The 22,353-nt window shown below is 73.2% G+C and carries 20 protein-coding genes; 14 read left to right on the forward strand and 6 right to left on the reverse strand.

Going from position 1 to position 22,353, the window contains the following annotated elements:
* Nucleotides 1–6: 6 nt before the first annotated feature.
* Nucleotides 7–1,926 carry a helix-turn-helix domain-containing protein gene (locus NFX44_RS13255; RefSeq protein WP_262283820.1) on the reverse strand — a complete coding sequence of 640 codons (1,920 nt, stop codon included), beginning with the start codon at nt 1,924–1,926 and terminating at the stop codon, nt 7–9.
* Between the two features lie 14 nt (nt 1,927–1,940).
* Entirely contained in the window at nt 1,941–2,723 is a 783-nt protein-coding gene (locus tag NFX44_RS13260; RefSeq protein ID WP_262283821.1) for a 3-hydroxybutyrate dehydrogenase, read from the reverse strand.
* Nucleotides 2,724–2,904: 181 nt separating this feature from the next.
* Here NFX44_RS13260 and ruvC point away from each other — a divergent pair, with 181 nt between their 5' ends.
* The 8 genes from ruvC (at nt 2,905) to NFX44_RS13300 (ending at nt 12,368) form a co-directional block, all read left to right on the forward strand.
* The gene (ruvC, locus tag NFX44_RS13265; protein ID WP_262283822.1) at nt 2,905–3,432 is read left to right on the forward strand and encodes a crossover junction endodeoxyribonuclease RuvC; all 528 of its coding nucleotides are present in this window, start codon (nt 2,905–2,907) and stop codon (nt 3,430–3,432) included.
* Nucleotides 3,429–4,031 (forward strand): Holliday junction branch migration protein RuvA, encoded by a 603-nt coding sequence (gene ruvA / locus NFX44_RS13270; RefSeq protein WP_262283823.1) that lies wholly within the window; start codon nt 3,429–3,431, stop codon nt 4,029–4,031. Before ruvC ends, ruvA begins: the two co-directional genes overlap by 4 nt.
* A gap of 58 nt (nt 4,032–4,089) precedes the next feature.
* A complete protein-coding gene (gene ruvB, locus NFX44_RS13275) occupies nt 4,090–5,154 on the forward strand; it encodes a Holliday junction branch migration DNA helicase RuvB (RefSeq protein WP_262283824.1) in 1,065 nt (354 codons plus the stop codon).
* Nucleotides 5,155–5,277: 123 nt separating this feature from the next.
* Complete coding sequence (yajC, locus tag NFX44_RS13280) at nt 5,278–5,640, forward strand: preprotein translocase subunit YajC (RefSeq protein WP_262283825.1); 363 nt, start codon at nt 5,278–5,280, stop codon at nt 5,638–5,640.
* A 222-nt stretch (nt 5,641–5,862) separates the two neighbouring features.
* A complete protein-coding gene (gene secD, locus NFX44_RS13285) occupies nt 5,863–7,809 on the forward strand; it encodes a protein translocase subunit SecD (protein WP_262283826.1) in 1,947 nt (648 codons plus the stop codon).
* Nucleotide 7,810: 1 nt separating this feature from the next.
* Nucleotides 7,811–9,004: a protein translocase subunit SecF gene (gene secF, locus NFX44_RS13290; protein ID WP_262283827.1), complete on the forward strand. Its 1,194-nt coding sequence runs from the start codon at nt 7,811–7,813 to the stop codon at nt 9,002–9,004.
* 95 nt (nt 9,005–9,099) lie between these two features.
* Nucleotides 9,100–9,666: an adenine phosphoribosyltransferase gene (locus NFX44_RS13295; protein WP_262283828.1), complete on the forward strand. Its 567-nt coding sequence runs from the start codon at nt 9,100–9,102 to the stop codon at nt 9,664–9,666.
* Nucleotides 9,667–9,923: 257 nt separating this feature from the next.
* Nucleotides 9,924–12,368, forward strand: coding sequence for a bifunctional (p)ppGpp synthetase/guanosine-3',5'-bis(diphosphate) 3'-pyrophosphohydrolase (locus NFX44_RS13300; RefSeq protein WP_262283938.1), 2,445 nt, complete (start codon nt 9,924–9,926; stop codon nt 12,366–12,368).
* 61 nt (nt 12,369–12,429) lie between these two features.
* Here NFX44_RS13300 and NFX44_RS13305 read toward each other — a convergent pair whose 3' ends face one another.
* Nucleotides 12,430–13,266 (reverse strand): peptidylprolyl isomerase, encoded by an 837-nt coding sequence (locus NFX44_RS13305; protein ID WP_262283829.1) that lies wholly within the window; start codon nt 13,264–13,266, stop codon nt 12,430–12,432.
* Nucleotides 13,267–13,331: 65 nt separating this feature from the next.
* Nucleotides 13,332–14,201, reverse strand: coding sequence for a peptidylprolyl isomerase (locus NFX44_RS13310; RefSeq protein WP_262283830.1), 870 nt, complete (start codon nt 14,199–14,201; stop codon nt 13,332–13,334).
* A gap of 258 nt (nt 14,202–14,459) precedes the next feature.
* Between NFX44_RS13310 and NFX44_RS13315 the strand changes: the two genes are divergently transcribed.
* Genes NFX44_RS13315 through NFX44_RS13325 form a run of 3 tightly spaced genes read left to right on the forward strand, consistent with a single transcriptional unit; the run spans nt 14,460 to nt 17,565 of the window.
* Nucleotides 14,460–15,179, forward strand: coding sequence for an MBL fold metallo-hydrolase (locus tag NFX44_RS13315; RefSeq protein ID WP_262283831.1), 720 nt, complete (start codon nt 14,460–14,462; stop codon nt 15,177–15,179).
* 58 nt (nt 15,180–15,237) lie between these two features.
* Nucleotides 15,238–16,578 carry a histidine--tRNA ligase gene (gene hisS, locus NFX44_RS13320; RefSeq protein ID WP_262283832.1) on the forward strand — a complete coding sequence of 447 codons (1,341 nt, stop codon included), beginning with the start codon at nt 15,238–15,240 and terminating at the stop codon, nt 16,576–16,578.
* A gap of 51 nt (nt 16,579–16,629) precedes the next feature.
* Nucleotides 16,630–17,565: an acyl-ACP desaturase gene (locus NFX44_RS13325; RefSeq protein ID WP_262283833.1), complete on the forward strand. Its 936-nt coding sequence runs from the start codon at nt 16,630–16,632 to the stop codon at nt 17,563–17,565.
* 20 nt (nt 17,566–17,585) lie between these two features.
* Here the strand turns inward: NFX44_RS13325 and NFX44_RS13330 are convergent, their stop codons facing one another.
* A complete protein-coding gene (locus NFX44_RS13330) occupies nt 17,586–18,095 on the reverse strand; it encodes a PaaI family thioesterase (RefSeq protein WP_262283834.1) in 510 nt (169 codons plus the stop codon).
* A gap of 55 nt (nt 18,096–18,150) precedes the next feature.
* On the opposite strand from NFX44_RS13330, the gene NFX44_RS13335 reads away from it, so the two are divergent.
* The 3 genes from NFX44_RS13335 (at nt 18,151) to NFX44_RS13345 (ending at nt 21,586) form a co-directional block, all read left to right on the forward strand.
* On the forward strand, nt 18,151–18,624 hold the full coding sequence (locus tag NFX44_RS13335; protein ID WP_262283835.1) for a helix-turn-helix domain-containing protein: 474 nt from the start codon (nt 18,151–18,153) through the stop codon (nt 18,622–18,624).
* 210 nt (nt 18,625–18,834) lie between these two features.
* The gene (locus NFX44_RS13340) at nt 18,835–19,884 is read left to right on the forward strand and encodes a S1 family peptidase (RefSeq protein WP_262283836.1); all 1,050 of its coding nucleotides are present in this window, start codon (nt 18,835–18,837) and stop codon (nt 19,882–19,884) included.
* A 97-nt stretch (nt 19,885–19,981) separates the two neighbouring features.
* On the forward strand, nt 19,982–21,586 hold the full coding sequence (locus tag NFX44_RS13345; RefSeq protein WP_262283837.1) for an MFS transporter: 1,605 nt from the start codon (nt 19,982–19,984) through the stop codon (nt 21,584–21,586).
* Here NFX44_RS13345 and NFX44_RS13350 read toward each other — a convergent pair.
* Nucleotides 21,555–22,268 carry a DUF998 domain-containing protein gene (locus NFX44_RS13350; RefSeq protein WP_262283838.1) on the reverse strand — a complete coding sequence of 238 codons (714 nt, stop codon included), beginning with the start codon at nt 22,266–22,268 and terminating at the stop codon, nt 21,555–21,557. The two genes, NFX44_RS13345 and NFX44_RS13350, sit on opposite strands and share 32 nt — an antisense overlap.
* Nucleotides 22,269–22,353 lie beyond the last annotated feature (85 nt).

The raw sequence follows: 22,353 nt of genomic DNA on the forward strand, positions 1-22,353 counted from the left end.
GCCGGGTCAGGCGGCCGGGGTGCGCAGCCGGTGCAGGCGCAGGGCGAGCTGCACCTCCAGGGCGCGCTCCGGCTTCTGCCAGTCCGCGCCGAGCAGCTGCCCGACCCGCTCCAGCCGCTGGGTCACTGTGTTGACGTGCACGTGCAGCAGCTCCGCCGCCCGGGCCAGGCTGCCACCCACCCCGAAGTACGCCTCCAGCGTCTTCACCAGCGCGGTGCCCCGCCGCGCGTCGTAGTCGACCACCGGCCCCACCGTCGCGGTGAGGAAACCCGCCACGTCCCGGTCGCCCGAGTCGCCGACCGCGCCCAGCAGCAGCCCGACGAAACCCAGCTCGGCCGTGCTCGCACCCTGCCCGGCCCGCCCCAGCGCGCCCAGGGCGGTCAGGCACCGCTCCGCCTCCGCGAACGTGGCGGCCAGCGACGCCGGGCCGGTCGACGGCCCGCTCGCCCCGGCGGTCACCGGGCGCCCGGTCACCCGGGACAGGTCCCGGGCCACCGCCCGCGCCGCGCCGCCCGCGTCCCGGCCGGGCAGCATGAGCACCACCCGCCCGTCGCGCGCCGCGGCCAGGCCGCCCCGCGTCGAGGCGTACGTGGTGGCCCAGGAGAGCACCCGCTGCCGGGCCGAGCCGGTGGCGGCGATCGCGTCGTCGCCGACCGCCACCAGCACGTGCGGGGAGTCCAGGTCGACACCGAGCCGGCGGGCCCGGCTGCGCAGCGCGTCGGTGTCCCGCAGCGGCCGGGCGATCAGGTCGTCCAGCAGCTCGCCCCGGACCCGCCCCTCCGCCTCGGCCACCGTCCGGCGGAACAGCAGCAGCAACGCCGTGACCAGCGCGGCCCGCTCCAGGATCCGCTGGTCGGCGTCGACGAGCTCGCCGTCCGGGCGCAGCACGAGGGCGCCCAGGTTCTCGGCGCCGGCCACCACGGCGGCGTACCAGAGCGGACCCCGGCGGACGCTGCGCCCCTCGGTGCGGGACGCGGCCACCGCCTCCACGATGTCCGCCCGGTCCGGCTCCTCGATCTCGCCCACCCGGGCCAGCCGCCGCCCCTCGGCGTCCAGCGCCAGCAGCGCCCCGCCGAGCACCTCGGTGACCGCCGAGGCCACGTCCTCCATCCCGCCGCCGCGCACCACCAGGGCGGTCATCCGGTCGTGGGCGGCGGCCGCCCGCTCCACCGAGCTGCTGTGCGCCCGGATCGTGCTGTTCGCCGCCGACAGCTCCTCCAGCGCCGACCGGGTCTCGGCCAGCAGCCGGGCCGTGTCGATCGCCACCGCGGCGTGCGCGGCCAGGGAGACCAGCAGCGACACCTCCTCCCGGGCGAACGGCCGGGCCGAGCGGTTGGCCGCGTACAGCACGCCGATCACGCTCGACCCCAACCGCAGCGGGACGCCCAGGATGGCCACCAGGCCCTCCTCACCCACCCCGCCGTCGATCTCCCCGGTGTGCCGGAACCGCTCGTCCTCCTGGTAGTTCGAGGTGACGTACGGGGTGCCGGTCTGCGCCACCAGGCCGCCCAGGCCGTCGCCCATCTCCAGCCGCAGCCGCTGGAACCGCGCCGAGATCGAGCCGTCGGTGACCCGCATGTACGTGTCACCGCGCTCGTCGTCGTTGAGCGTCATGTACGCCACGTCGGTGCCGAGCAGGATCCGCGCCCGGTGCACGATGGCCCGCAGCACGTCGTCCAGGTCGCGCAGCCCGGCCAGGTCGCTGGCCGTGTCGTACAGGCCGGACAGCTCGATCTCCCGGCGGCGCCGCCGCTCCAGCAGCGCGCGGACCCGCAAGGCAACCAGCTTCGCCTGCTCCAGCTCGGCGAGGCGCTCGGCGGGCAGGCCGGCGGCGCGGGCGGCGACCAGCGGGCCCTCGAACTCGACCGCGGCGGCCTCCCGCGCCAGCAGCTCCAGGAACTCGACCGGCGACGACATGACCGACATTGTGCGCGAGGCCACTAGTTGGCCGTCCAGCCCCCGTCGAGGGCGATCGACGCGCCGGTGATGAACGCGGCGGGCGGCGAGCACAGGTACGCGACCAGCTCCGCCACCTCCTCCGGTTCGATCAGCCGCTTGATCGCCGCCCGGGCCAGCATGATCTTCTCGACCACCTCGTCCTCGCCGATGCCGTGGCTGGCCGCCTGGTCGGCGATCTGGCTCTCCACCAGCGCGGTCCGCACGTACGCCGGGTTGATGCAGTTGGCCGTCACCCCGTGCGCGGCGCCCTCCAGCGCCACCACCTTCGACAGCCCCTCCAGGGCGTGCTTCGCCGAGACGTACGCCGCCTTGAACGGCGAGGCGCGCAGCCCGTGCACCGAGGAGATGTTGACGATCCGGCCCCACCCGTTCGCGTACATCCGCGGCAGCGCCCGGCGGATCAGCAGGAACGGCGCCTCCACCATCACCCGCTGGATGTACTCGAAGCGCTCGACGGGGAACTCCTGCACCGGCGCGACGTGCTGCAGGCCGGCGTTGTTGACGACGATGTCCACGTCGACGTCGAGCCGGTCCACCGCCTCGGGGTCGGCCAGGTCCACGCCCTCCGCGCGGCCGCCCGCCTCGGCGGCCACCGCCTTGGCCGCCTCCACGTTGCGGTCGACCACCAGCACCGCCGCGCCGGCCGCCGCCAGCCGCAGGGCGCAGGCCCGTCCGATGCCGCTGCCACCACCGGTCACCAGCGCGGCGCGACCGGAGAGGTCGACGTTCACGACGTGGGGGACCGCCACGGGTTCTGCCGTCATGGCGCAAGAAGTTACGAGCTGTGTGGCCGGCGGCACATGGGGCGGCGACACATACTCGACCGCTTCAGTGTGTGGCGCGGATCGTGTCCGCCGCTCCCGGCGTGTCCGCCCGGCCGGGCGTCGGGGCGCACCAGTAGGGTGTCGAACACACGTACTGCCGGTGGATCGGGGAGGAGGCGGCGTGCGCGTGCTGGGCGTCGACCCGGGCCTGACCCGGTGCGGGGTCGGCGTGGTCGAGGGCGTGCCGGGCCGTCCCTGCACCCTGGTCGCCTACTACGTGGTCTACACCGACCCCGCCGACGACCTGCCGCTGCGCCTGCTGCACCTGGACCGGTCGCTCACCGATCTGGTCGCCGAGCACCGCCCCGACGCCGTGGCCGTCGAGCGGGTCTTCAGCCAGCACAACGTCCGCACCGTGATGGGCACGGCCCAGGCCAGCGGGATCGCCGTGCTCGCCGGGGCGCGGGCCGGCCTGCCCGTGCAGACCTACACGCCGAGCGAGGTGAAGGCGGCGGTCACCGGTTCCGGGCAGGCCGACAAGGCGCAGATGACCGCCATGGTCACCCGGCTGCTGCGGCTGCCCGAGCCGCCCCGCCCGGCCGACGCCGCCGACGCCCTGGCCCTGGCCATCTGCCACATCTGGCGCGGGGGCACCCGGTCCAAGCTGGCCGCCGCCGCCGAGCGGGCACGACGAGGAGGAGCGCGATGATCGCCAGCGTGCGCGGCACGGTGACCGCGACCGGTCCGGACCACGCCGTGGTGGAGGTGGGCGGCATCGGCCTGGCCGTGCAGTGCGCGCCCGGCACCCTCGCCGACCTGCGGGTCGGCCAGCCCGCCCGGCTGGCCACCAGCCTGGTGGTGCGGGAGGACTCGCTCACCCTCTACGGCTTCCCCGACGACGATGCCAAGCAGCTCTTCGAGCTGCTCCAGACCGCCAGCGGGGTGGGGCCGCGGCTGGCCCAGGCGGTGCTCGCCGTGCACACCCCCGACGCGGTGCGCAAGGCCATCGCCAACGCCGACACCGCCGCGCTCACCCGGGTGCCCGGCATCGGCAAGAAGGGGGCCGAGCGGCTCGTCCTCGAACTGCGCGACCGGGTCGGCCCGGTGCCGGTGGGCGTCGACGGCGCGGCCGGGGTGACCGCCGGCGCCTGGCCGGACCAGGTCCGCCAGGCCCTGGTCGGGCTCGGCTGGAGCGCCGCCCAGGCCGAGCAGGCGGTGGCCGCGGTCGCGGAGACCGTCGAGGGGGAGACCCCGCCCGTGCCGGTCCTGCTCAAGCAGGCCATCCGCCTCCTGGGCCGCACGCGATGACGAGCGCGAGGAGTGAGCCGGGTTTGCGAGCCCCGCAGTCGCGAATGAAGATCAGCTCATGACGGGGGACAACCTGGTCTCGGCGTACGTCAGCGACGCGGAACTCGACGCGGAGGCCAGCGTCCGGCCGAAGCGGCTGGAGGAGTTCATCGCCCAGCACCGGGTCCGCGACCAGCTCGACCTGCTGCTCAAGGGGGCGATGCGGCGCGGCTCCCCGCCCGACCACATCCTTCTGTCCGGGCCGCCCGGCCTCGGTAAGACGACCCTGGCCAACATCGTGGCCGCCGAGCTGGGCTCGGGGATCCGGGTGACCAGCGGGCCGGCGATCGAGCGCTCCGGCGACCTGGCCGCCATCCTGACCAGCCTGGCCGAGGGTGACGTGCTCTTCATCGACGAGATCCACCGGATCGCCAAGCCGGCCGAGGAGCTGCTCTACAGCGCCATGGAGGACTTCCGGGTCGACGTGGTGGTCGGCAAGGGTCCGGGGGCGACCGCCATCCCGCTCGACGTGGAGCCGTTCACCCTGGTCGGCGCGACCACCCGGTCCGGCCTGCTCACCGGCCCCATGCGGGACCGGTTCGGCTTCGTCGCGCATCTGGACTTCTACTCCCCGGCCGACCTGGAGACGCTGCTGCACCGGTCCGCGCGGATCCTCGGCGTGCCGATCACCGCCGACGGGGCGGCCGAGATCGCCGGCCGGTCCCGGGGGACGCCCCGGATCGCCAACCGGCTGCTGCGCCGGGTCCGCGACTTCGCCGAGGTCCGCGCCGAGGGGGTCGTCAACCTGGAGACCGCCCGGGCCGCCCTGACCGTCTACGACGTCGACGCGCTCGGCCTGGACCGGCTGGACCGTGCCGTGCTCACGGCCCTGGTCGACTCGTTCCGGGGCGGCCCCGTGGGGCTCTCCACCCTCGCCGTGGCGGTGGGGGAGCAGCCGGACACGGTTGAGGAGGTGTGCGAGCCCTTCCTGGTCCGCGCCGGGCTGCTGGCACGGACCCCGCGCGGCCGCGTCGCCACCGCGGCCGCCTGGCACCATCTGGGGCGTACCCCGCCGAATGGTACATTTGGCACGGATGCCCCTCCGGCGCCCGATCTGTTCTCGGCCCAGACCGATCAGCCGTGATCCGAACGTGATCTGTGCCGCATTCGGTGTTCTCAGGTGCAGGGATTAGACTTCGCCGCGGTTTGTACAGGACGTGAGAAGTCGCCTCCGCTCCGGCACCCCACCGGGTGGGAGTGGAGGCCAATGGGAAGGTCGACAAGCGTGCAGAACCTTGCAGCAGGTGGCGGAGGAGCCGGCGGTCTGACGCCGATCCTCATGATCGCTCTGCTCTTCGGCGTCATGTACTTCATGATGATCCGCCCTCAGCAGAAGCGTCGCCGTGAGGCCGAGCAGATGCAGTCCGCGCTCGGCGTGGGCGACGAGGTCGTCACCATCGGCGGGCTCTACGGCACGGTGACCGGGGTCGAGGACGAGACCGTTCTGCTCGAGGTGGCCCCGGGCGTGCAGACCCGGTACGCCCGCCCGGCGATCGCCCGCGTGGTCAAGCGGGTCGAGGTCCCGGAGGCGGAGACGATCACCGAGGAAGCCGAGTCGGTCAAGGAGTGACCACCGGCCCCTTACGGGGCAGCGGATTCACTCACACAAGTGGATAGTTGGGTCGGCGTCCGACGCCGGCACGCGGGGACCCCGCGCGACGCCGCCGCGTCGTGCGCCGGGTAGGCGTGCCGTCCGGCGGCGCCGGCCCCCGGAGCAGTCGGGCGGACACCCCCGGCCCGACAATCCCGCCGCTGCCGAAGCGGCGCGACCGTACAGGGAGACAGGACAGCCGTGGCACCACCTCAGGGACAGATGCGCCCCGGACGGCAGCTCGCCGTACTCGGGTTCATCTTCGTCGTCCTCTATCTTTTGGTGTTCTTCTCGGGCGGCGCCAGCGGTGGCTGGAAGGATCGGCTGGAGCCCCGGCTCGGCCTGGACCTCGTCGGCGGCACCCGGCTGACGCTCGAGGCCACCAACACCGTGGACGGCAAGCCGCCGACCTCCGCCAACCTGGAGGAGGCGCGCCAGATCATCGAGAACCGGGTCAACGCCTTCGGCGTGGCCGAGGCCGAGGTGGTCACCGAGGGCAACCGGAACATCGTCATCTCCCTGCCCGGCCAGAACCGGGACCTCACGAACGTCGGTGAGGCCGCCGAGCTGCGCTTCCGCAAGGTGCTCAAGGCCACCGACGGCAGCGGCGCCGCCGCCGCGCCGGCGCCGACCGCCAGCGCCACCCCGGCTCCCTCGGGCAGCGCCACCCCGGCCCCCTCCGGCAGCGCGACGCCGACGCCGTCCGGCAGCGCCGCGCCGAAGCTGACCCCGAGCGCCGGAGCCAAGGCCACCACGTCGCCGAGCGCCGGCGGGCAGGGCGGCATGGCCCCGACGCCGAGCGCCAGCGCCGCCGCGCCGACCCCGTCGGCGACGCCGAGCGCCGCCAGCCCGAGCCCGAGCGCCAGCGCCGAACCGGTGCCGCAGAGCGTCGAGCAGCAGCGCAAGGCCATCGAGCAGAAGGTGGGCGCGGCCGCCTGGGCCGCCGCCTCGGGCCTCCAGGCGCCGGCCGACCTGACCGCCGACCCGTCGCTGGCCGACAAGCTCAAGCCGTTCGGCACGCTCTCCCCGCAGGAGATCGCGGTGCTGCCGGTCGGGATGCAGTTCAACGTCCCGACCATCACCTGCGCCCAGCTCGACGACCGGCCCGCCGCGTCGATCAAGGACGAGAACCAGCAGGCGGTGGCCTGCGAGTCCGGCGCCAAGTACCTGCTCGACAAGGCCAAGGTGCTGGGCACCGACGTCGACGACGCCAACGCCGTGCTCGACCAGACCAGCTCCTGGGTGGTCAGCCTGAACTTCACCGGCAAGGGCCAGGAGAAGTGGACCGCGCTGACCCGCGAGGCGTTCAACAACGAGGGTCAGGCCTGCGACCAGACCGCGCTCGGCCAGGACGGCAAGTGCCGGGTCGCCGTGGTGCTGGACAACGAGATCGTCTCCTCCCCGGAGATCCAGGGCGTGCTGACCGGTGACTCGCAGATCACCGGCAGCTTCGACAACAAGAGCGCCAACGCGCTGGCCAGCCAGCTCCGCTACGGCGCGCTGCCGGTGACCTTCGAGCCGCAGGAGCAGCAGAACGTCACTGCGACGCTGGGTGACAGCCACCTCAAGGCGGGCCTGCTGGCGGCCGGCATCGGCATGCTGCTGGTCATCATCTACTCGTTCTTCTACTACCGGCTGCTCGGCTCGGTCATCTTCCTGAGCCTCGTGCTCTCGGCGCTGCTGGTCTTCGGCGCACTCGTGGTGCTCGGCCGGTCGATCGGATTCACCCTCACCCTCGCCGGCATCGCCGGCATGATCGTCTCACTCGGTGTGGCGGCGGACTCGTTCGTCATCTACTTCGAGCGGCTCAAGGACGAGATCCGGGAGGGGCGCAGCCCGCGCAGCGCGGTGCCGCGGGCGTGGATCCGGGCCCGCCGGACGATCATCTCGGCGAACGCCATCACCCTGATGTCGGCCGTGGTGCTCTACATCGTCTCGGTCGGCGCGGTGAAGGGCTTCGCCTTCGCGCTCGGCCTGGCGACCGTCCTCGACCTGCTCGTCGTCTTTCTCTTCCGTCACCCGATCATGACGATGTTCGCCCGGACCCGGGCGTTCCTGTCCCCGCGGGTCAGCGGTCTCGGCCGGGCCCTGCCGGCCCGGTCGGCCGAGTCGGGCTCCGCCCGCAACCCGCGCGTCAAGGAGGCCTGAGATGGCTAAGAGTGGTCTGGCCGCCCGGCTCTACCGGGGCGAGGCCGATCTCAATATCGTCGGGAAGCGCAAGCTCTGGTTCGGCGTGGCCGGTGTGCTGGTGCTCATCGCCGTGCTGAGCTTCGCGATCAGCGGCTTCAAGCTCGGCATCGAGTTCGCCGGTGGCAACTCCTTCCAGGTGCCGGCCAGCGTCGGCACGCTGGAGCAGGCCGAGGCGAAGGTCGACGCGGCGCTCGCGGCCAAGGGCGGCGGCGCCGAGGTGGTCACCGCGCAGAAGGTCGGCAGCACCAGCGGCGAGTACTACGAGCTGCGCACCGGGCAGCTCACCGCGGAGCAGGCCAACCAGGTCAAGACCGAGATGGCGCAGTCGTTCGGCATCAACGCCGACCAGATCAGTGGCAGCCAGGTCTCCGAGGCGTGGGGCAGTCAGGTGACCTCCCGCGCCCTGCTCGGCCTGGTGATCTTCGTCGCGGTGGTGGCGATCTACCTGATCCTCCGCTTCGAGTGGCGGATGGCGGTCGCCGCCATCGCGTCGCTGTTCACCAACCTCGTGCTCACCGCCGGCATCTACTCGCTGGTCGGTTTTGAGGTCACCCCGTCGACGATCATCGGCTTCCTGACCATCCTGGGCTTCGCGCTCTACGACGTGGTGGTGGTCTTCGACAAGGTCCAGGAGAACACCCGCGGCATCACCGCGAACAACAACCAGACCTATGGCGAGGCGGCCAACCTGGCGTTGAACCAGAGCCTCATGCGGTCGCTGAACACCTCGGTGGTCGCCCTGCTCCCGGTCGGCGGCCTGCTCTTCATCGGCGCCGGCCTGCTCGGCGCGGGCACCCTGAAGGACCTGGGTCTGGTGCTCTTCGTCGGTATGGCGGTGGCCTTCCTGACCTCGATCCTCCTGGCCACTCCGCTGCTGGTGCTGCTCAAGAACCAGGACCCGCGGATCAGCGCGCACAACAAGCGGGTGCTGGCCCGCCGGGGCGCCATCGCGCGCGGCGAGGTCACGCCGAAGGGCGCGCCGCGGGCCGCGGCGGCCACCGCGGACGAGACCATCGACCCCGAGGCGGCCGCTCTGGCCGGCGCCGCCCCGAAGGTCGGCGCCCGGCCGGCCGGCAAGCGCCCCAGCGGCGCCCGCGGTGGGCGTCCGGCCGGCGGCGGGGGCAACCGGCCCGGCGGCGCGAAGCGCCGCTGACCGCCACCCGGTAGGGATCGACCCGGCGGCGTCCGCCATGCTGTGAAAGCGGCATGACGGACGCCGCCGTCGTTCGAGAGGACATGGGACGCACCGTGACGGAGACCCACACCACCGGGGTACGGGGAGACAGCGGCCCGGAGGTCGCCCAACTGGTCGCCAGCCGGGTGCTGGACGTGCCGGACTTCCCGAAGCCCGGGGTCATGTTCAAGGACCTGATGCCGCTCTTCGCCGACGGCACGGCCTTCCGCGAGGTGATCGACGGGATCATCGCGTACCACGGGCGGGACTCGTTCGACGCGGTGGTCGGCATCGAGGCGCGGGGGTTCGTGCTGGCCGCGGCGGTCGCGTACGCCACCGGGGTCGGCGTGGTGCCGGTGCGCAAGGCCGGCAAGCTGCCCCGGGCCACCCACTCGGCCTCCTACGCCCTGGAGTACGGCGAGGCGACCCTGGAGGTCCACCAGGACGCCTTCACGGCCGGCCACCGGGTCCTGGTCCTGGACGACGTGCTCGCCACCGGCGGCACCGCGGAGGCCACCCTGGACCTGGTGGAGCGGGCCGGCGGCACCGTGGTCGGCTTCACGGTCCTCATGGAGCTGAGCTTCCTCAAGGGGCGGGAGCGGCTCGCTCCGCGTCCGGTCCATGCCCTGCTGACCGTTTGACCCCGCCGGCCCGCCGGACGGTCCTGGCGCGGTCCGTCCGGCGGAGCGGCGGCGTACCCTGCGTACGGGTAGCATTGCCCTTTGCTTGACCGGACGGGTGACCGTCCGGCGGCGCGGGGCTGCCGGGGCCGCGAGGTTCCGATGCCCGGCGCGGAACAACTCCGGCCCCTCGGCCGGTTGGACAGGACGTCGGCCGGACGGCCGGCGCTTCCCGGCGAGCGGTGAGGAGGCCGGTGTCCCACGATGTCGTCCCTCCGGTGGAGGGCACGGTGCACCCGACAGGCGACGCGGACGGCTCGGTGACCGAGCGCAGCGGCAACCCGCCGGCGCGAGTGACCGGCACCGGCGGTGGGCCCGACGGGAAGGCGGACGGCGGGGCGGTCGTGGTGCCGTTCCCGACCGACGCCGCGGCGGATCCCACGCCCGGCGCCGGCTTCGCCCTTTCCAACGCGCCGACCGGCCGCAGGGTGCGCGCCCGGCTGGCCCGCTTCAACGCGCCCTGGCAGACCTCGCAGGTCAGCGAGGTGCTGGAGCCGCTGATCGCCACCCACCGCGAGAACCACCCCAAGGCCGACGCCCGGCTGCTCCAGCGCGCCTTCGACACGGCCGCGCGCTGGCACTCGGGTCAGTACCGCAAGTCCGGTGACCCCTACATCACCCACCCGCTCGCGGTGGCGACCATCCTGGCCAACCTCGGCATGGACACCACCACCCTGGTCGCGGCGCTGCTGCACGACACGATCGAGGACACGGAATACACCCTCGACCAGATGCGCGCCGACTTCGGCGGCGAGGTGGCCCTGCTGGTCGACGGCGTCACCAAGCTCGACAAGGTCAAGCTGGGCGACGCGGCCAAGGCGGAGACGATCCGCAAGATGGTCGTGGCCATGGCGAAGGACCCCCGGGTCCTGGTGATCAAGCTGGCCGACCGGCTGCACAACATGCGCACCCTGACCTTCCTGCCCCGCCCCAAGCAGGAGCAGAAGGCCAAGGAGACGCTGGAGATCCTCGCCCCGCTGGCCCACCGCCTCGGTATGAACACGATCAAGTGGGAGCTGGAGGACCTCGCCTTCGGCACGTTGTTCCCGAAGCGGTTCGAGGAGATCAACCGGCTGATCGGCGAGCACCAGCCGCAGCGCGAGGCGCTGCTGCGCCAGGTGACCCAGAAGGTGTCCACCGACCTCAAGGCCGCCAAGATCAAGGCGGAGACCACCGGCCGGCCGAAGCACCTCTACTCGATCTACCAGAAGATGATCGTGCGGGGGCGCGACTTCAACGACATCTACGACCTGGTCGGGGTGCGGATCCTGGTCGACACGGTGCGGGACTGCTACGCGGCGCTGGGTGTCATCCACGCCAACTGGCAGCCGGTGCCGGGCCGGTTCAAGGACTACATCGCCATGCCCAAGTTCAACATGTACCAGTCGTTGCACACGACGGTCATCGGGCCCACCGGCAAGCCGGTGGAGATGCAGATCCGCACCTACGCGATGCACCGCACCGCCGAGTTCGGCATCGCCGCGCACTGGAAGTACAAGGAGCACAAGGGCACCCCGGTGGTCGGCCCGCCGGCGCACATCGACGAGATGACCTGGCTGCGCCAGCTGCTGGACTGGCAGCGGGAGGCGGCCGACCCGAGCGAGTTCCTCGACGCGCTGCGGTTCGACCTGTCCAGCCAGGAGGTGTACGTCTTCACCCCCAAGGGTGACGTCATCCCGCTGCCGACCGGGTCGACGCCGGTGGACTTCGCGTACGCGGTGCACACCGAGGTCGGGCACAAGTGCATCGGCGCGCGGGTCAACGGCAAGCTGGTGCCGCTGGAGTCGACGCTGTCCAACGGCGACGTGATCGAGATCTTCACGTCGAAGTCCGACACGGCCGGCCCGACGCAGGACTGGTTGGGTTTCGTCAAGAGCCCCCGCGCCCGCACCAAGATCCGCCAGTACTTCAACAAGGAGCGGCGCGAGGAGGCGATCGAGGCCGGCAAGGACTCGATCGTCAAGGCGATGCGCAAGCAGGGCATGCCGTTGCAGCGGATGCTCACCTCGGACGCGCTCATGGCGATCGCCCGGGACCTGCACCTGGCCGACGTGGCCTCGCTCTACGCGGCGGTCGGCGACAGCCAGGTCTCGGCCCAGTCGGTGGTGCAGAAGCTGATGGCCGCGTACGGGGGCGAGGAGGGCGCGGCGGAGGACATCGCCGAGACCGCCGTCGCCACCCGTCCGCCGCGCAGCCGGCAGAGCAGCAGCGACCCGGGCGTCGTCGTCCGGGGCGTCAGCGACGTCTGGATCAAGCTGGCGCGCTGCTGCACGCCGGTGCCGCCGGACGCCGTCTTCGGCTTCGTCACCCGCTCCGGCGGGGTGAGCGTGCACCGGGACGACTGCGCCAACGCCGAAGACCTGCGCGCGCAGAGCGAGCGGGTGGTCGAGGTGAGCTGGAAGCTCACCTCCGCCTCGACCTTCCTGGTGGCCATCCAGGTGGAGGCCCTCGACCGGCACAAGCTCCTCGCGGACGTGACCCGGGTGCTCTCCGACGAGCGGGTCAACATCCTCTCCGCGACGGTCACCACCACCCGGGACCGGGTGGCGGTGAGCCGGTTCAGCTTCGAGATGGCCGACCCGAAGCACCTCGGGCACCTGCTGGCCGCGGTCCGCAAGGTCGACGGCGTCTTCGACGCCTACCGGGTCACCTCCGGCGCCTGACCGCACGACGAGAAGCGCCCGCCGGCTCCGAGCCGGCGGGCGCTTTTCGTTGCGGGGGCTGTCAGCCCTGGATGTCGCTCATGCTCAGCTTGTTGATGACGATCTCCTTCTTCGGGTGACCGCCGCCGGCCTGCTGGGCGAAGGCGCCGTCGTCACCGGCCGCGGCCACCTGCTTCACCAGGTCCATGCCGCCGGTGATGGTGCCGAGCACCGTGTAGTTCGGGTCGAGCTGGGAGTCGCCGTAGACGATGAAGAACTGGCTGCCCGTGCTGCCCGGCTGGCCGGAGTTGGCCATCGCGATGACGCCCTCCGGGTAGGGGGGCCGCTTGTTGGTGGGCAGGTTCTCCTCGGCCAGGTTGTAGCTCGGGCCGCCGGTGCCGTCGGTCTCCCGCCAGCCCTTGCCGGTCGCGCTCGGGTCGCCGCACTGGAGCACCTTGATGCCCTGGGTGACGAGCCGGTGACACTTCGTGTTGTCGAAGAAGCCCTTGCTGGCCAGCTGGGTGAAGCTGCCGGCGGTGCAGGGCACCAGGCTGCGGTCGAGCTTCGCGGTGATCGGGCCCAGGTTGGTGTCGATCGTCATGGTCTGGGTGCCCTTGTTGGCCTGCTGGGCCGGGGGCAGCCCGACGTCCTTGATCTGCTTCGGCCGCCCCTCCTTGGGGACCTCGGTGAACGCGCACTGCACGTTGCCCGTCGTGGCGGCGGTGTTCTGCTTCTTGTCGTCACCGCCGAGCGAGGTGGCGAGCCAGACGGTGCCGGCCACGACGAGCACCAGCACGGCCGCGGCGCCGACGATGGCCTGGGTCTGCCGGCGCTTGCGGGCCTTGGCGGCACGCTCGGCCATCTCCCGCTCGAGGCGGGCCCGCGCCGCCGCGCGCTGCCGCTCTCTCGTGGACGTCACGGTCACTCCTCACATGCTTTTCGGGTGCGGCGGTGCTCGCCGCTGCTCAGGGTGGGGCGGCCGGGTCAGCCGGCGCTGGGGCTCGCCGCGGGCGCGCTCGTGGCGGCCGGCGCGGCGTTCGACTCGCCGACGGTGAGGCTCTGGATCACCACGTCCGTCTTCGGCTTGACCTTGGCCCCACTCCCATTGTCCACGGTCGGCAGGGCGCCGATCTTCTCCACCACGTCGAGGCCGCCGGTGACCTTGCCGACGACGGTGTACGCCGGCGTGGCCGGGTTGAAGTCCTTGAAGAAGATCAGGAACTGGCTGCCGTTGCTGCCGGGCGGGTTGCCGATCATGGCGACCGTGCCCTTCGGGTACGCCGGGGGCTGCGCCGGCGCCGGCGAGGCGGACGGGCTGGCCTCCGGCGCGGTGGGGACGTTCTCGTTGTAGAACGAGTAGGACGGGCCGCCCATGCCGCTGCCGCTCGGGTCGCCGCAGCGCAGCGCCCCCTCGGTGGTGATCTCGTGGCACTTGGTGTTGTCGTAGAACGACTTGCCGGCCAGGAACGAGATGCTGGCGGCGCCGCACGGTGCAGCGGCCAGGTCCAGGTCGGCGGTGATCGGGCCGCCCTGGTTGGTGGTGACCGTCATCGTCCGGGTGCCCTGGGTGGGCAGCCCGGTGGTGGCCGGCGTGCCCACGTCCTTGAGATTGGTGTTGGCCGTGGCGTCCTGCGGCGTCCAGAGGCAGGTGTCCTCGGCGGCCTGCTTCTTCGGGTCGGAGTCGAAGGCGCCGAGCGCCCAGGCCGAACCGACCACGATCAACGCGAGCACCACGGCGGCGCCGACGCCGGCCTGGATCTGCCGGCGGCGCTTGGTGGCCGCGGCCCGCCGGGCGAGCTGCCGGTCGAGCTTGGCCCGCGCCAGTTTGCGCTGCCGGTCCCTGCTGGAAGCCACCCGTGCTCCCCTTCCTCTACCCTGGTCGTCGCCGGCGCCGGGCGCTGCCCGCCCGCTGTTGCGGGGGTGCGCCACGCCACACGCCCGCCAGAGTGTACGGGTACCGGCTGGGAAAGTGGTGTACGAGGTCCGGCCTCGGTTTATCGGGCGTTGTCACTGTGCCTGGCGGGGCGGCTGGGGCCGGTGGTCGGCGAAACCCGGTCGCCCGTGCGGCTAGGCTGCTGACAGGGACGACGACCGGACGGAAGGGGAGCGGACGTGCTTGTGGCCGGCTTTCCCGCGGACGCCTTCGGCACCAACTGCTACGTGGTGGCGACCGCGCCGGGGGAGCAGTGCGTGGTGGTCGACCCCGGCATCGGGGTGCTCGACCGGCTCGACGCCGTGCTCGCCGAGCACCGCCTGCACCCGGCCGCCGTGCTGCTCACCCACGGCCACCTCGACCACACGTTCTCGGTGGCCCCGGTCTGCGGCGCGCGGGGCATCCCCGCGTACGTGCACCCGGAGGACCGGGAGCTGCTGGCCGACCCGGCCAAGGCGCTCTCGATGGACCTCACGCAGCTCTTCGGCGGGCGGCTGCCGTACGCCGAGCCGGAGGACGTGGCGGAGCTGACCGACGGCGCGACGCTGTCGCTGGCCGGGTTGGAGATCACCGTCGACCACGCCCCGGGCCATACCGGCGGGTCGGTGCTGTTCCGGATGCCCGGCGCCGGCTCGCCCTGGGAGGCCGACCAGATCTGCCTCTCCGGTGACGTGCTCTTCGCGGGCTCGATCGGCCGCACCGACCTGCCGGGCGGCAGCATGCCCCGCATGCTGGACAGCCTCCGGGAGAAGGTTCTCCCGCTGGCCGACGACACCGTCGTCCTGCCCGGCCACGGCCCGCAGACCACCATCGGCCGCGAGCGCGCGACCAACCCGTACCTCGTCGAGGTGTCGGGCACCGGCGGCGCGCGCCCGGCCGCGCCCACCCGCGGCCTGTAACCCGGCCGCGACCCACGACCTCACCGCGCGGTCCCGCGCGGCGCCCAAGGAGTACGCGATGAGCAAGCCCACGCCCATCTCCGGTTTCCCGGAGTGGACGCCCGCCCAGCGGATGATCGAGCAGTTCGTGCTCGACCGGATCCGCGCCACCTTCGAGCTGTACGGCTTCGCGCCGCTGGAGACGCGCTCGGTCGAGCCCCTCGACCAGCTGCTGCGCAAGGGGGAGACCTCGAAGGAGGTCTACGTGCTGCGCCGGCTGCAGGCCGACGCCGACGGCCCGGCCGGTGACGACGCGCTCGGCCTGCACTTCGACCTGACCGTGCCGTTCGCCCGGTACGTGCTGGAGAACGCCGGCAAGCTCCAGTTCCCGTTCCGCCGCTACCAGATCCAGAAGGTGTGGCGGGGCGAGCGCCCGCAGGAGGGTCGCTACCGGGAGTTCCTCCAGGCCGACATCGACATCGTCGACCGGGACACCCTGCCGGCCCACTACGAGGCGGAGATGCCGCTGGTGATCGGCGACGCGCTGCGCTCGCTGCCGATCCCGCCGGTGCGGATCCAGGTCAACAACCGCAAGATCTGCGAGGGCTTCTACCGGGGCATCGGGCTGACCGACCCGGAGGCGGCGCTGCGCGCGGTCGACAAGCTCGACAAGATCGGCCCGGCGAAGGTCGCCGAGCTGCTGGCGGAGACCGCCGGGGCGAGCGAGGCGCAGGCCAAGGCGTGCCTGGCCCTCGCCGAGATCTCCGCGCCGGACGCCTCGTTCGCCGACGCGGTGCGCGCCCTGGGGGTGACCGACCCGCTGCTGGACGAGGGCATCGCCGAGCTGACCGCCGTGGTGGAGACCGCCGCCGCGCACTCGCCCGGCCTCTGCGTCGCCGACCTGCGGATCGCCCGCGGCCTGGACTACTACACCGGCACGGTCTACGAGACGCAGCTGATCGGCTACGAGCGGTTCGGCTCGGTCTGCTCCGGCGGCCGGTACGACAACCTGGCCAGCTCCGGCGCCACCCGCTTCCCGGGGGTGGGCATCTCGATCGGGGTGACCCGGCTGCTCGGCCTGCTCTTCGGCTCGGGCGCGCTGTCGGTCTCCCGGGACGTGCCGACCTGCGTGCTGGTCGCGGTGACCGCCGAGGAGGAGCGGGCGGCCAGCAACCGGGTGGCCGAGGCGCTGCGCTCCCGGGGCATCCCGACCGAGGTGTCGCCGAGCGCGGCCAAGTTCGGCAAGCAGATCCGGTACGCCGAGCGGCGCGGCATCCCGTACGTGTGGTTCCCTGGAGCCGAGGGCGACGAGGTGAAGGACATCCGCTCGGGTGAGCAGGTGGCCGCCGCGGCGGGGGAGTGGACGCCGCCCCGCGCCGACCTGAAGCCGCTGGTGGGGCCGGTCACGGCTGGCGCCTGACGACGATTGGACCTACGGTGGCGTAAGTTACGCCACCGTAGGGAGATCGCCGTGACCGTGCTCAGCCAGACCGCTCTGCTCCTCGAACTCGAACCCGTGGTCGAGAAGAACCTCGACCGGCACCTGTCGCTGGCCAAGGAGTGGTTTCCGCACGAGTACGTGCCGTGGAGCGAGGGGCGGACCTTCGACGGCCCGCTCGGCGGCGAAGCCTGGACCGAGGGCGACTCGACCATTCCCGACGTGGCCCGGACCGCGCTGATCGTCAACCTGCTGACCGAGGACAACCTGCCCTCGTACCACCACGAGATCGCCACCCTGTTCGGGCGGGACGGCGCGTGGGGGACCTGGGTGCACCGGTGGACCGCCGAGGAGGGGCGGCACGGCACGGCGATCCGCGACTACCTGACGGTGACCCGGGCGGTCGACCCGGTGGCCCTGGAGCGGGCCCGGATGACGCACATGTCGGCGGGCTACGTGAACACCCACGACGACGAGGTGCTGCACTCGCTGGCGTACGTCTCGTTCCAGGAGCTGGCCACCCGGATCTCGCACCGCAACACGGGGCGGGCGACCGGCGACCCGGCCTGCGAGGCGCTGCTGGCCCGGGTGGCGGCCGACGAGAACCTGCACATGGTCTTCTACCGCAACCTGCTCGGCGCCGCCCTCGAGCTGGCCCCGAACCAGGCCATGCGGGCCGTCGCGGACGTGCTGGCCGACTTCCAGATGCCGGGCGTGGGCATCGACGGCTTCGCCCGCAAGTCGGTGGCGATCGCGCTGGCCGGCATCTACGACCTGCGGCAGCACCGGGACGAGGTGGTGGTCCCGGTGCTGCGCCAGTGGAACCTCTTCGAGGCGACCGGGCTGGACGCCGACGGCGAGGCCGCGCGCGACCAGATCGCCGCCCAGCTGGAGACCCTGGAGACCCAGGCGTCCCGGTTCGAGGAGAAGCGCGCGGCCCGCGCCGCCCGCCTCGCCGCGGCCCGCTGAGGGCAGCGCGCCGGGCGGGTTCAGGCGGGCTGGTCGAGGGAGAAGATCAGGCAGCTCGACGTGGCGTGCGCGACCAGCCGGTCCCGCGCGTCGGTCAGCCGCGCCTCGGCCAGGGCTGTGCGGCGGCCCCGCTGGAGCACGGTGCCCTCGCAGCGCAGGGTGCCGCTGGCGACCGTGACCGGGCGGAGGAACTTCACGTTCAGGTCCAGCGAGGTGTAGCCGACGCCGGCCGGCAGGGTGGTGTGCACGGCGCACGCGGCGGCGGTGTCCAGCAGCGTGGAGAGGACCCCGCCGTGCACGGTGCCCAGCGGGTTGTAGTGGAACTCCTGGGGCACCAGCTCGACCGCGACGCGGCCCTCGTCGGCCTCCATCCGGGACATGTCGATGAGGTGCATGACCGGCGGCGCGGCCAACTCGCCGGCGATCATGGCGCGCAGCAGCTCCAGGCCGCCGCGCCGGCCGATGTGCGCGGCCCCGGCGACCGGGTCGGACCAGGTGAAGGTGCGGGTGCGCCCCTGCGTCTGTGTCATGGACGCAGCCTCGCAGCGCGTTGCTGAGTCTGTCAATCAGACCTAGCCTGTCGGCATGAGACCCGCGGCACTGGACTGGTCGGTCGAGAACTGCACGATCGCCCGCGCCATGGAGATCCTCGGCGAGCGCTGGACCCTGGTCGTGCTCCGGGAGGTCTTCAACGGCGTGCGCCGCTTCGACGACATGCGGGTGCGCACCGGCATCCCCCGGCAGGTGCTCACCAACCGGCTGGCCATGCTGGTCGAGCAGGGCGTGCTGCGCCGGGAGCCGTACCGGGAGCCGGGCAGCCGGCTGCGGCACGAGTACCGGCTCACCGGCAAGGGGCTCGACCTCTGGCCGGTGCTGGTGGCGGTGCTCGGCTGGGGCGACCGCTACCTCGCCGACCCGGAGGGCTCGCCGCTGACCGTGGCCCACCGCGACTGCGGCGCGGAGGTGCGCGTGGCGCTGAGTTGCGCCGAGGGGCACGAGGTGACCGACCCGCGCGAGGTGCTGCCGCGCCCCGGCCCGGGCGCCCGCCGCCGCGGCTGAACGGACCGCCCGGCTCTGACAGCCGATGTCGATGATGTTGCTTCGCGGTTACATCGCGCGGCCCTGCGAATTCGGGCAAAGGCATGTCTTGCTTAGGATCTTAAATATGTGAATACTTTGGTGGACCCGGCCGGTTTCCCCAGGTCGGCCGGGTTGTCCCCGGGCGCGTCCACATGACAGTGCCCGTCACCCCCATCCGGAGGTTGTTACATGCGACCCACGAGGTCCACACTCCGCCGCGCCGTCGCCGTCGCGGTGGCCGGCACCCTGGTCACCGGATCGCTCCTCGGCGCACCCGCTCAGGCGGCACCCGCCTCGCCCGCCTCGCCCGACGCCGCCGCCGCCCTCGCCACGAAGCTCGGTGACCGCGCCGCCGGCGCGTACGCCGACAGCAGCGGCACCATGGTCGTCGCGGTGACCGACGCCGCGGCCGCCCGCCAGGTCCGCGCCGCGGGCGCCACCCCGAAGCTCGTCACCCGGGGCGCCGACAAGCTCGCGGCGGCCACCAACGAGCTGGAGCGGTCCGCCAAGATCCCGGGCACCGCCTGGTGGACCGACCCGGCCACCAACCAGGTCGTCGTCTCCGTGGACAGCACCGTCACCGGCGCCAAGTTGGAGCGGGTCAAGGCCGCCGCCGCCCGCACCGGTGGCGCGGTCCGGATCGAGGCTGAGGCCGGCGTGCTCAGCACCCGGATCTCCGGCGGCCAGGCCATCTACACCGGTGGCTACCGCTGCTCGCTGGGCTTCAACGTGCGCAGCGGCTCGACCTACTACTTCCTGACTGCCGGTCACTGCACCAACCTGGGTTCGACCTGGTACTCGAACTCCGGCCAGACCGCCGTGTTGGGCACCCGTGCCGGCACCAGCTTCCCGGGCAACGACTACGGCATCGTGCGGCACAGCAACTCGGCCAACGCGGCCGGCAACGTGTACCTCTACAACGGCAGCTACCAGGACATCACCACGGCGGGCAACGCCTACGTCGGCCAGTCGGTCCGGCGCTCCGGCAGCACCACCGGCGTGCGCAGCGGTTCGGTGACCGCCCTGAACGCCACCGTCAACTACGCCGAGGGCAGCGTCTCCGGCCTGATCCGCACCACGGTCTGCGCCGAGGGCGGCGACAGTGGCGGCTCGCTCTTCGCCGGCAGCACCGCGCTGGGCCTCACCTCCGGTGGCAGCGGCAACTGCTCCTCCGGCGGCACCACCTACTTCCAGCCGGTCACCGAGGTGCTGAGCCGCTACGGCGTCAGCGTCTTCTGATCGATCGCACGCGCACGGGCCGCCGGGACGACCGGCGGCCCGTCCGCGTTCGTGGATCACCGGACTGACCGCCGCCGGGCGGGGTACGTTCCGCCCGGTGAGCAGCCCCGCGACCGTCCCGCCCGCGCAGCCGGCGTCCGCCTGGGCGCCGCTGCGGATCGCCGCGTTCCGCAGCCTCTGGCTGGCTGTGCTGGCCAGCAACGTCGGCACCTGGATGCAGACCGTCGGCGCCCAGTGGCTGCTCGTCGACCAGCCCAACGCGCCGACCCTGGTCTCCCTGGTGCAGACCGCCAGCCTGCTGCCGGTGCTCCTGCTGGCCCTGCCGGCCGGCGCCCTCGCCGACACCTTCGACCGGCGGCGGCTGCTGATCGCCGTGCAGTGCTTCCTGGCCGCGGTCGGCGTCCTGCTCACGGCGCTGACCGCGGCGCACCGGATGCCGCCGGCCCTGCTGCTCACCCTCACCTTCGGCCTCGGCGTCGGGCAGGCGCTCACCCTGCCCGCCTGGCAGGCGGTGATCCCGGAACTGGTGCCCCGGGCGCAGCTCGTCTCCGCCTCGGCGCTCGGCTCGATCAGCGTCAACCTGGCGCGCTCGGTCGGGCCCGCGGTGGCCGGCGTGCTGGTGGCCCGGGCCGGCGTCGCGGTGGTCTTCGCGGTCAACGCCGTCTCGTTCGCGATCTTCGCGCTGGCGCTGCTGCGCTGGCGTCCCGACCGGCCGGAGACCGAGCCGGTGCCGGAACGGTTCACCGCGGCGCTGCGGGCCGGCGGCCGGTACGTCCGGCACTCCCCGGTGGTGCGCCGGATCCTGCTCCGGGCCACCCTGTTCGTGGCGCCGGGCAGCGCGCTGTGGGCGCTGCTGCCGCTGGTCGCCAGCCGCCGGCTCGGCCTGGGCGCCGGCGGGTACGGGGTGCTGCTCGGCGCGCTCGGCGTCGGCGCGGTGGCCGGCGCCCTGGTCCTGCCCCGGGTCCGCCGGGTGCTCTCCAGCAACCGGCTGCTGCTCCTCGCCGGCCTGCTCTACGCCGGGGTGCTGCTGGTGCTCGCGCTGGTGCCGGAGCCGGCCGTGGCGGTGGCCGCGCTGGTGCCCGCCGGGCTGGCCTGGATGACCGTGCTGTCCAGCGTCAACGCCGCCATGCAGCTGTTCCTCCCCGGCTGGGTACGCGCCCGCGGCCTGTCCGTCTACCAGATGTTCTTCGCCGGCGGGCAGGCGCTCGGCGCGGTCGCCTGGGGCGGGCTCGGCGAGGTCACCGGCCTGGTCGGGGCGCTCACGGCGGCCGCCGTGGTGATGGCGCTCGGCGCGCTCAGCGTGCTGCTCTGGCCGCTGCGGGAGACCCGCGGCGTGGACCGCGACCCGGCGATCTACTGGCCCGAGCCGAACCTGGCCCTGGAGCCGCAGCCACGCGGCGGCCCGGTGCTGGTCACCGTCTCCTACACGGTCCACCCCGAGCGGCAGACCGAGTTCGTCGAGGCGATGCGGGTGGTCGGCCGGTCCCGGCGGCGGACCGGGGCGATGCGCTGGGGGCTGTTCCGGGCCGGGGAGCGGACGCACGGCTTCGTCGAGGTCTACCAGGTGCCGTCCTGGGAGGAGCACCTGCGCCAGCACGGCGGCCGGCTCACCGGGGCGGACCGGGCGGTCGAGGAGCGCGCCCGCGCGCTGGCCGAGGGCGACGTGCGGGTCAACCACCTGCTCCCGGCCGACCCGGACTGACCGGCGGCCCGTCCGGCCGGGCCGGGTCCGCCGCCGGTGGTTCCGGTGAATGCGCGAGGAAGCGGCGGTGCGCCCGGCGGGCGGACAGGACCGCGGCCAGCGGCCAGAGCGCGACCGCCAGCGCGGCCACCCGTTCGGCCAGCCCGGTCCGCGACCCGCCGGTCACCTCGACGACGAACCAGCCGAAGAGGACCAGCAGCAGCGCGGTCGCGGCCAGCGCCACCGGCCGGCGGAACGCCCACGGTGGCGTGCCGGCGGGCGAGGCGGCCACGCCGCGCCGGACGGCCCGGGGCAGCCGCAGCGCCGACCCGGCCGGCCAGAGCGACAGGGCGAGCACCGCGATCGTGGCCACCGTCCCGTGTGCCGGCGACCCGCCGACCTGCGGCCGCGGAAAGGCGATCAGCGCGATGGTGGCCGTCCCGCCGAGCGCGAGCAGGAACCGGCTGGGCAATCCGGCCGCGTGCAGGACCAGCGCGGTGCCCAGGTAGCAGCAGCCCAGCAGCGCCAGGCAGCCCGCCATGAGCCACGAGTCGGTCGCGCCCTCGCCGGCCAGCTCGCTGATCGTGTCCCGCACCGGGTCGTAGCCGGGCGGCTGCCGGGCGCCGGCCACCGTCCAGCCCGCCACCAGCAGGACGGGCGCGGCCGCCGCCGTGGCCACGGCCCAGCTGGGTACGGCACGCACCCGGCCACGGTAACCGCCCGGCCCGGCCCCGGTCCGGGGTTCGGCGCGGGCCCGGCCTGGCGGGTGCCCGGGAGCCGGCCGGCCC

It is taken from the genome of Micromonospora sp. MA102 (genome assembly GCF_025460765.1).
Taxonomy (GTDB): domain Bacteria; phylum Actinomycetota; class Actinomycetes; order Mycobacteriales; family Micromonosporaceae; genus Micromonospora; species Micromonospora halotolerans.

What these genes read in the sequence shown, in the direction of transcription:
- NFX44_RS13255 (WP_262283820.1), bottom strand. Translation starts at nt 1,926, where the DNA reads ATGTCGGTCATGTCGTCGCCGGTCGAGTTCCTGGAGCTGCTGGCGCGG.
- NFX44_RS13260 (WP_262283821.1), bottom strand. Translation starts at nt 2,723, where the DNA reads ATGACGGCAGAACCCGTGGCGGTCCCCCACGTCGTGAACGTCGACCTC.
- ruvA (WP_262283823.1), top strand. Translation starts at nt 3,429, where the DNA reads ATGATCGCCAGCGTGCGCGGCACGGTGACCGCGACCGGTCCGGACCAC.
- ruvB (WP_262283824.1), top strand. Translation starts at nt 4,090, where the DNA reads ATGACGGGGGACAACCTGGTCTCGGCGTACGTCAGCGACGCGGAACTC.
- yajC (WP_262283825.1), top strand. Translation starts at nt 5,278, where the DNA reads ATGGGAAGGTCGACAAGCGTGCAGAACCTTGCAGCAGGTGGCGGAGGA.
- secF (WP_262283827.1), top strand. Translation starts at nt 7,811, where the DNA reads ATGGCTAAGAGTGGTCTGGCCGCCCGGCTCTACCGGGGCGAGGCCGAT.
- hisS (WP_262283832.1), top strand. Translation starts at nt 15,238, where the DNA reads ATGAGCAAGCCCACGCCCATCTCCGGTTTCCCGGAGTGGACGCCCGCC.
- NFX44_RS13330 (WP_262283834.1), bottom strand. Translation starts at nt 18,095, where the DNA reads ATGACACAGACGCAGGGGCGCACCCGCACCTTCACCTGGTCCGACCCG.
- NFX44_RS13335 (WP_262283835.1), top strand. Translation starts at nt 18,151, where the DNA reads ATGAGACCCGCGGCACTGGACTGGTCGGTCGAGAACTGCACGATCGCC.
- NFX44_RS13340 (WP_262283836.1), top strand. Translation starts at nt 18,835, where the DNA reads ATGCGACCCACGAGGTCCACACTCCGCCGCGCCGTCGCCGTCGCGGTG.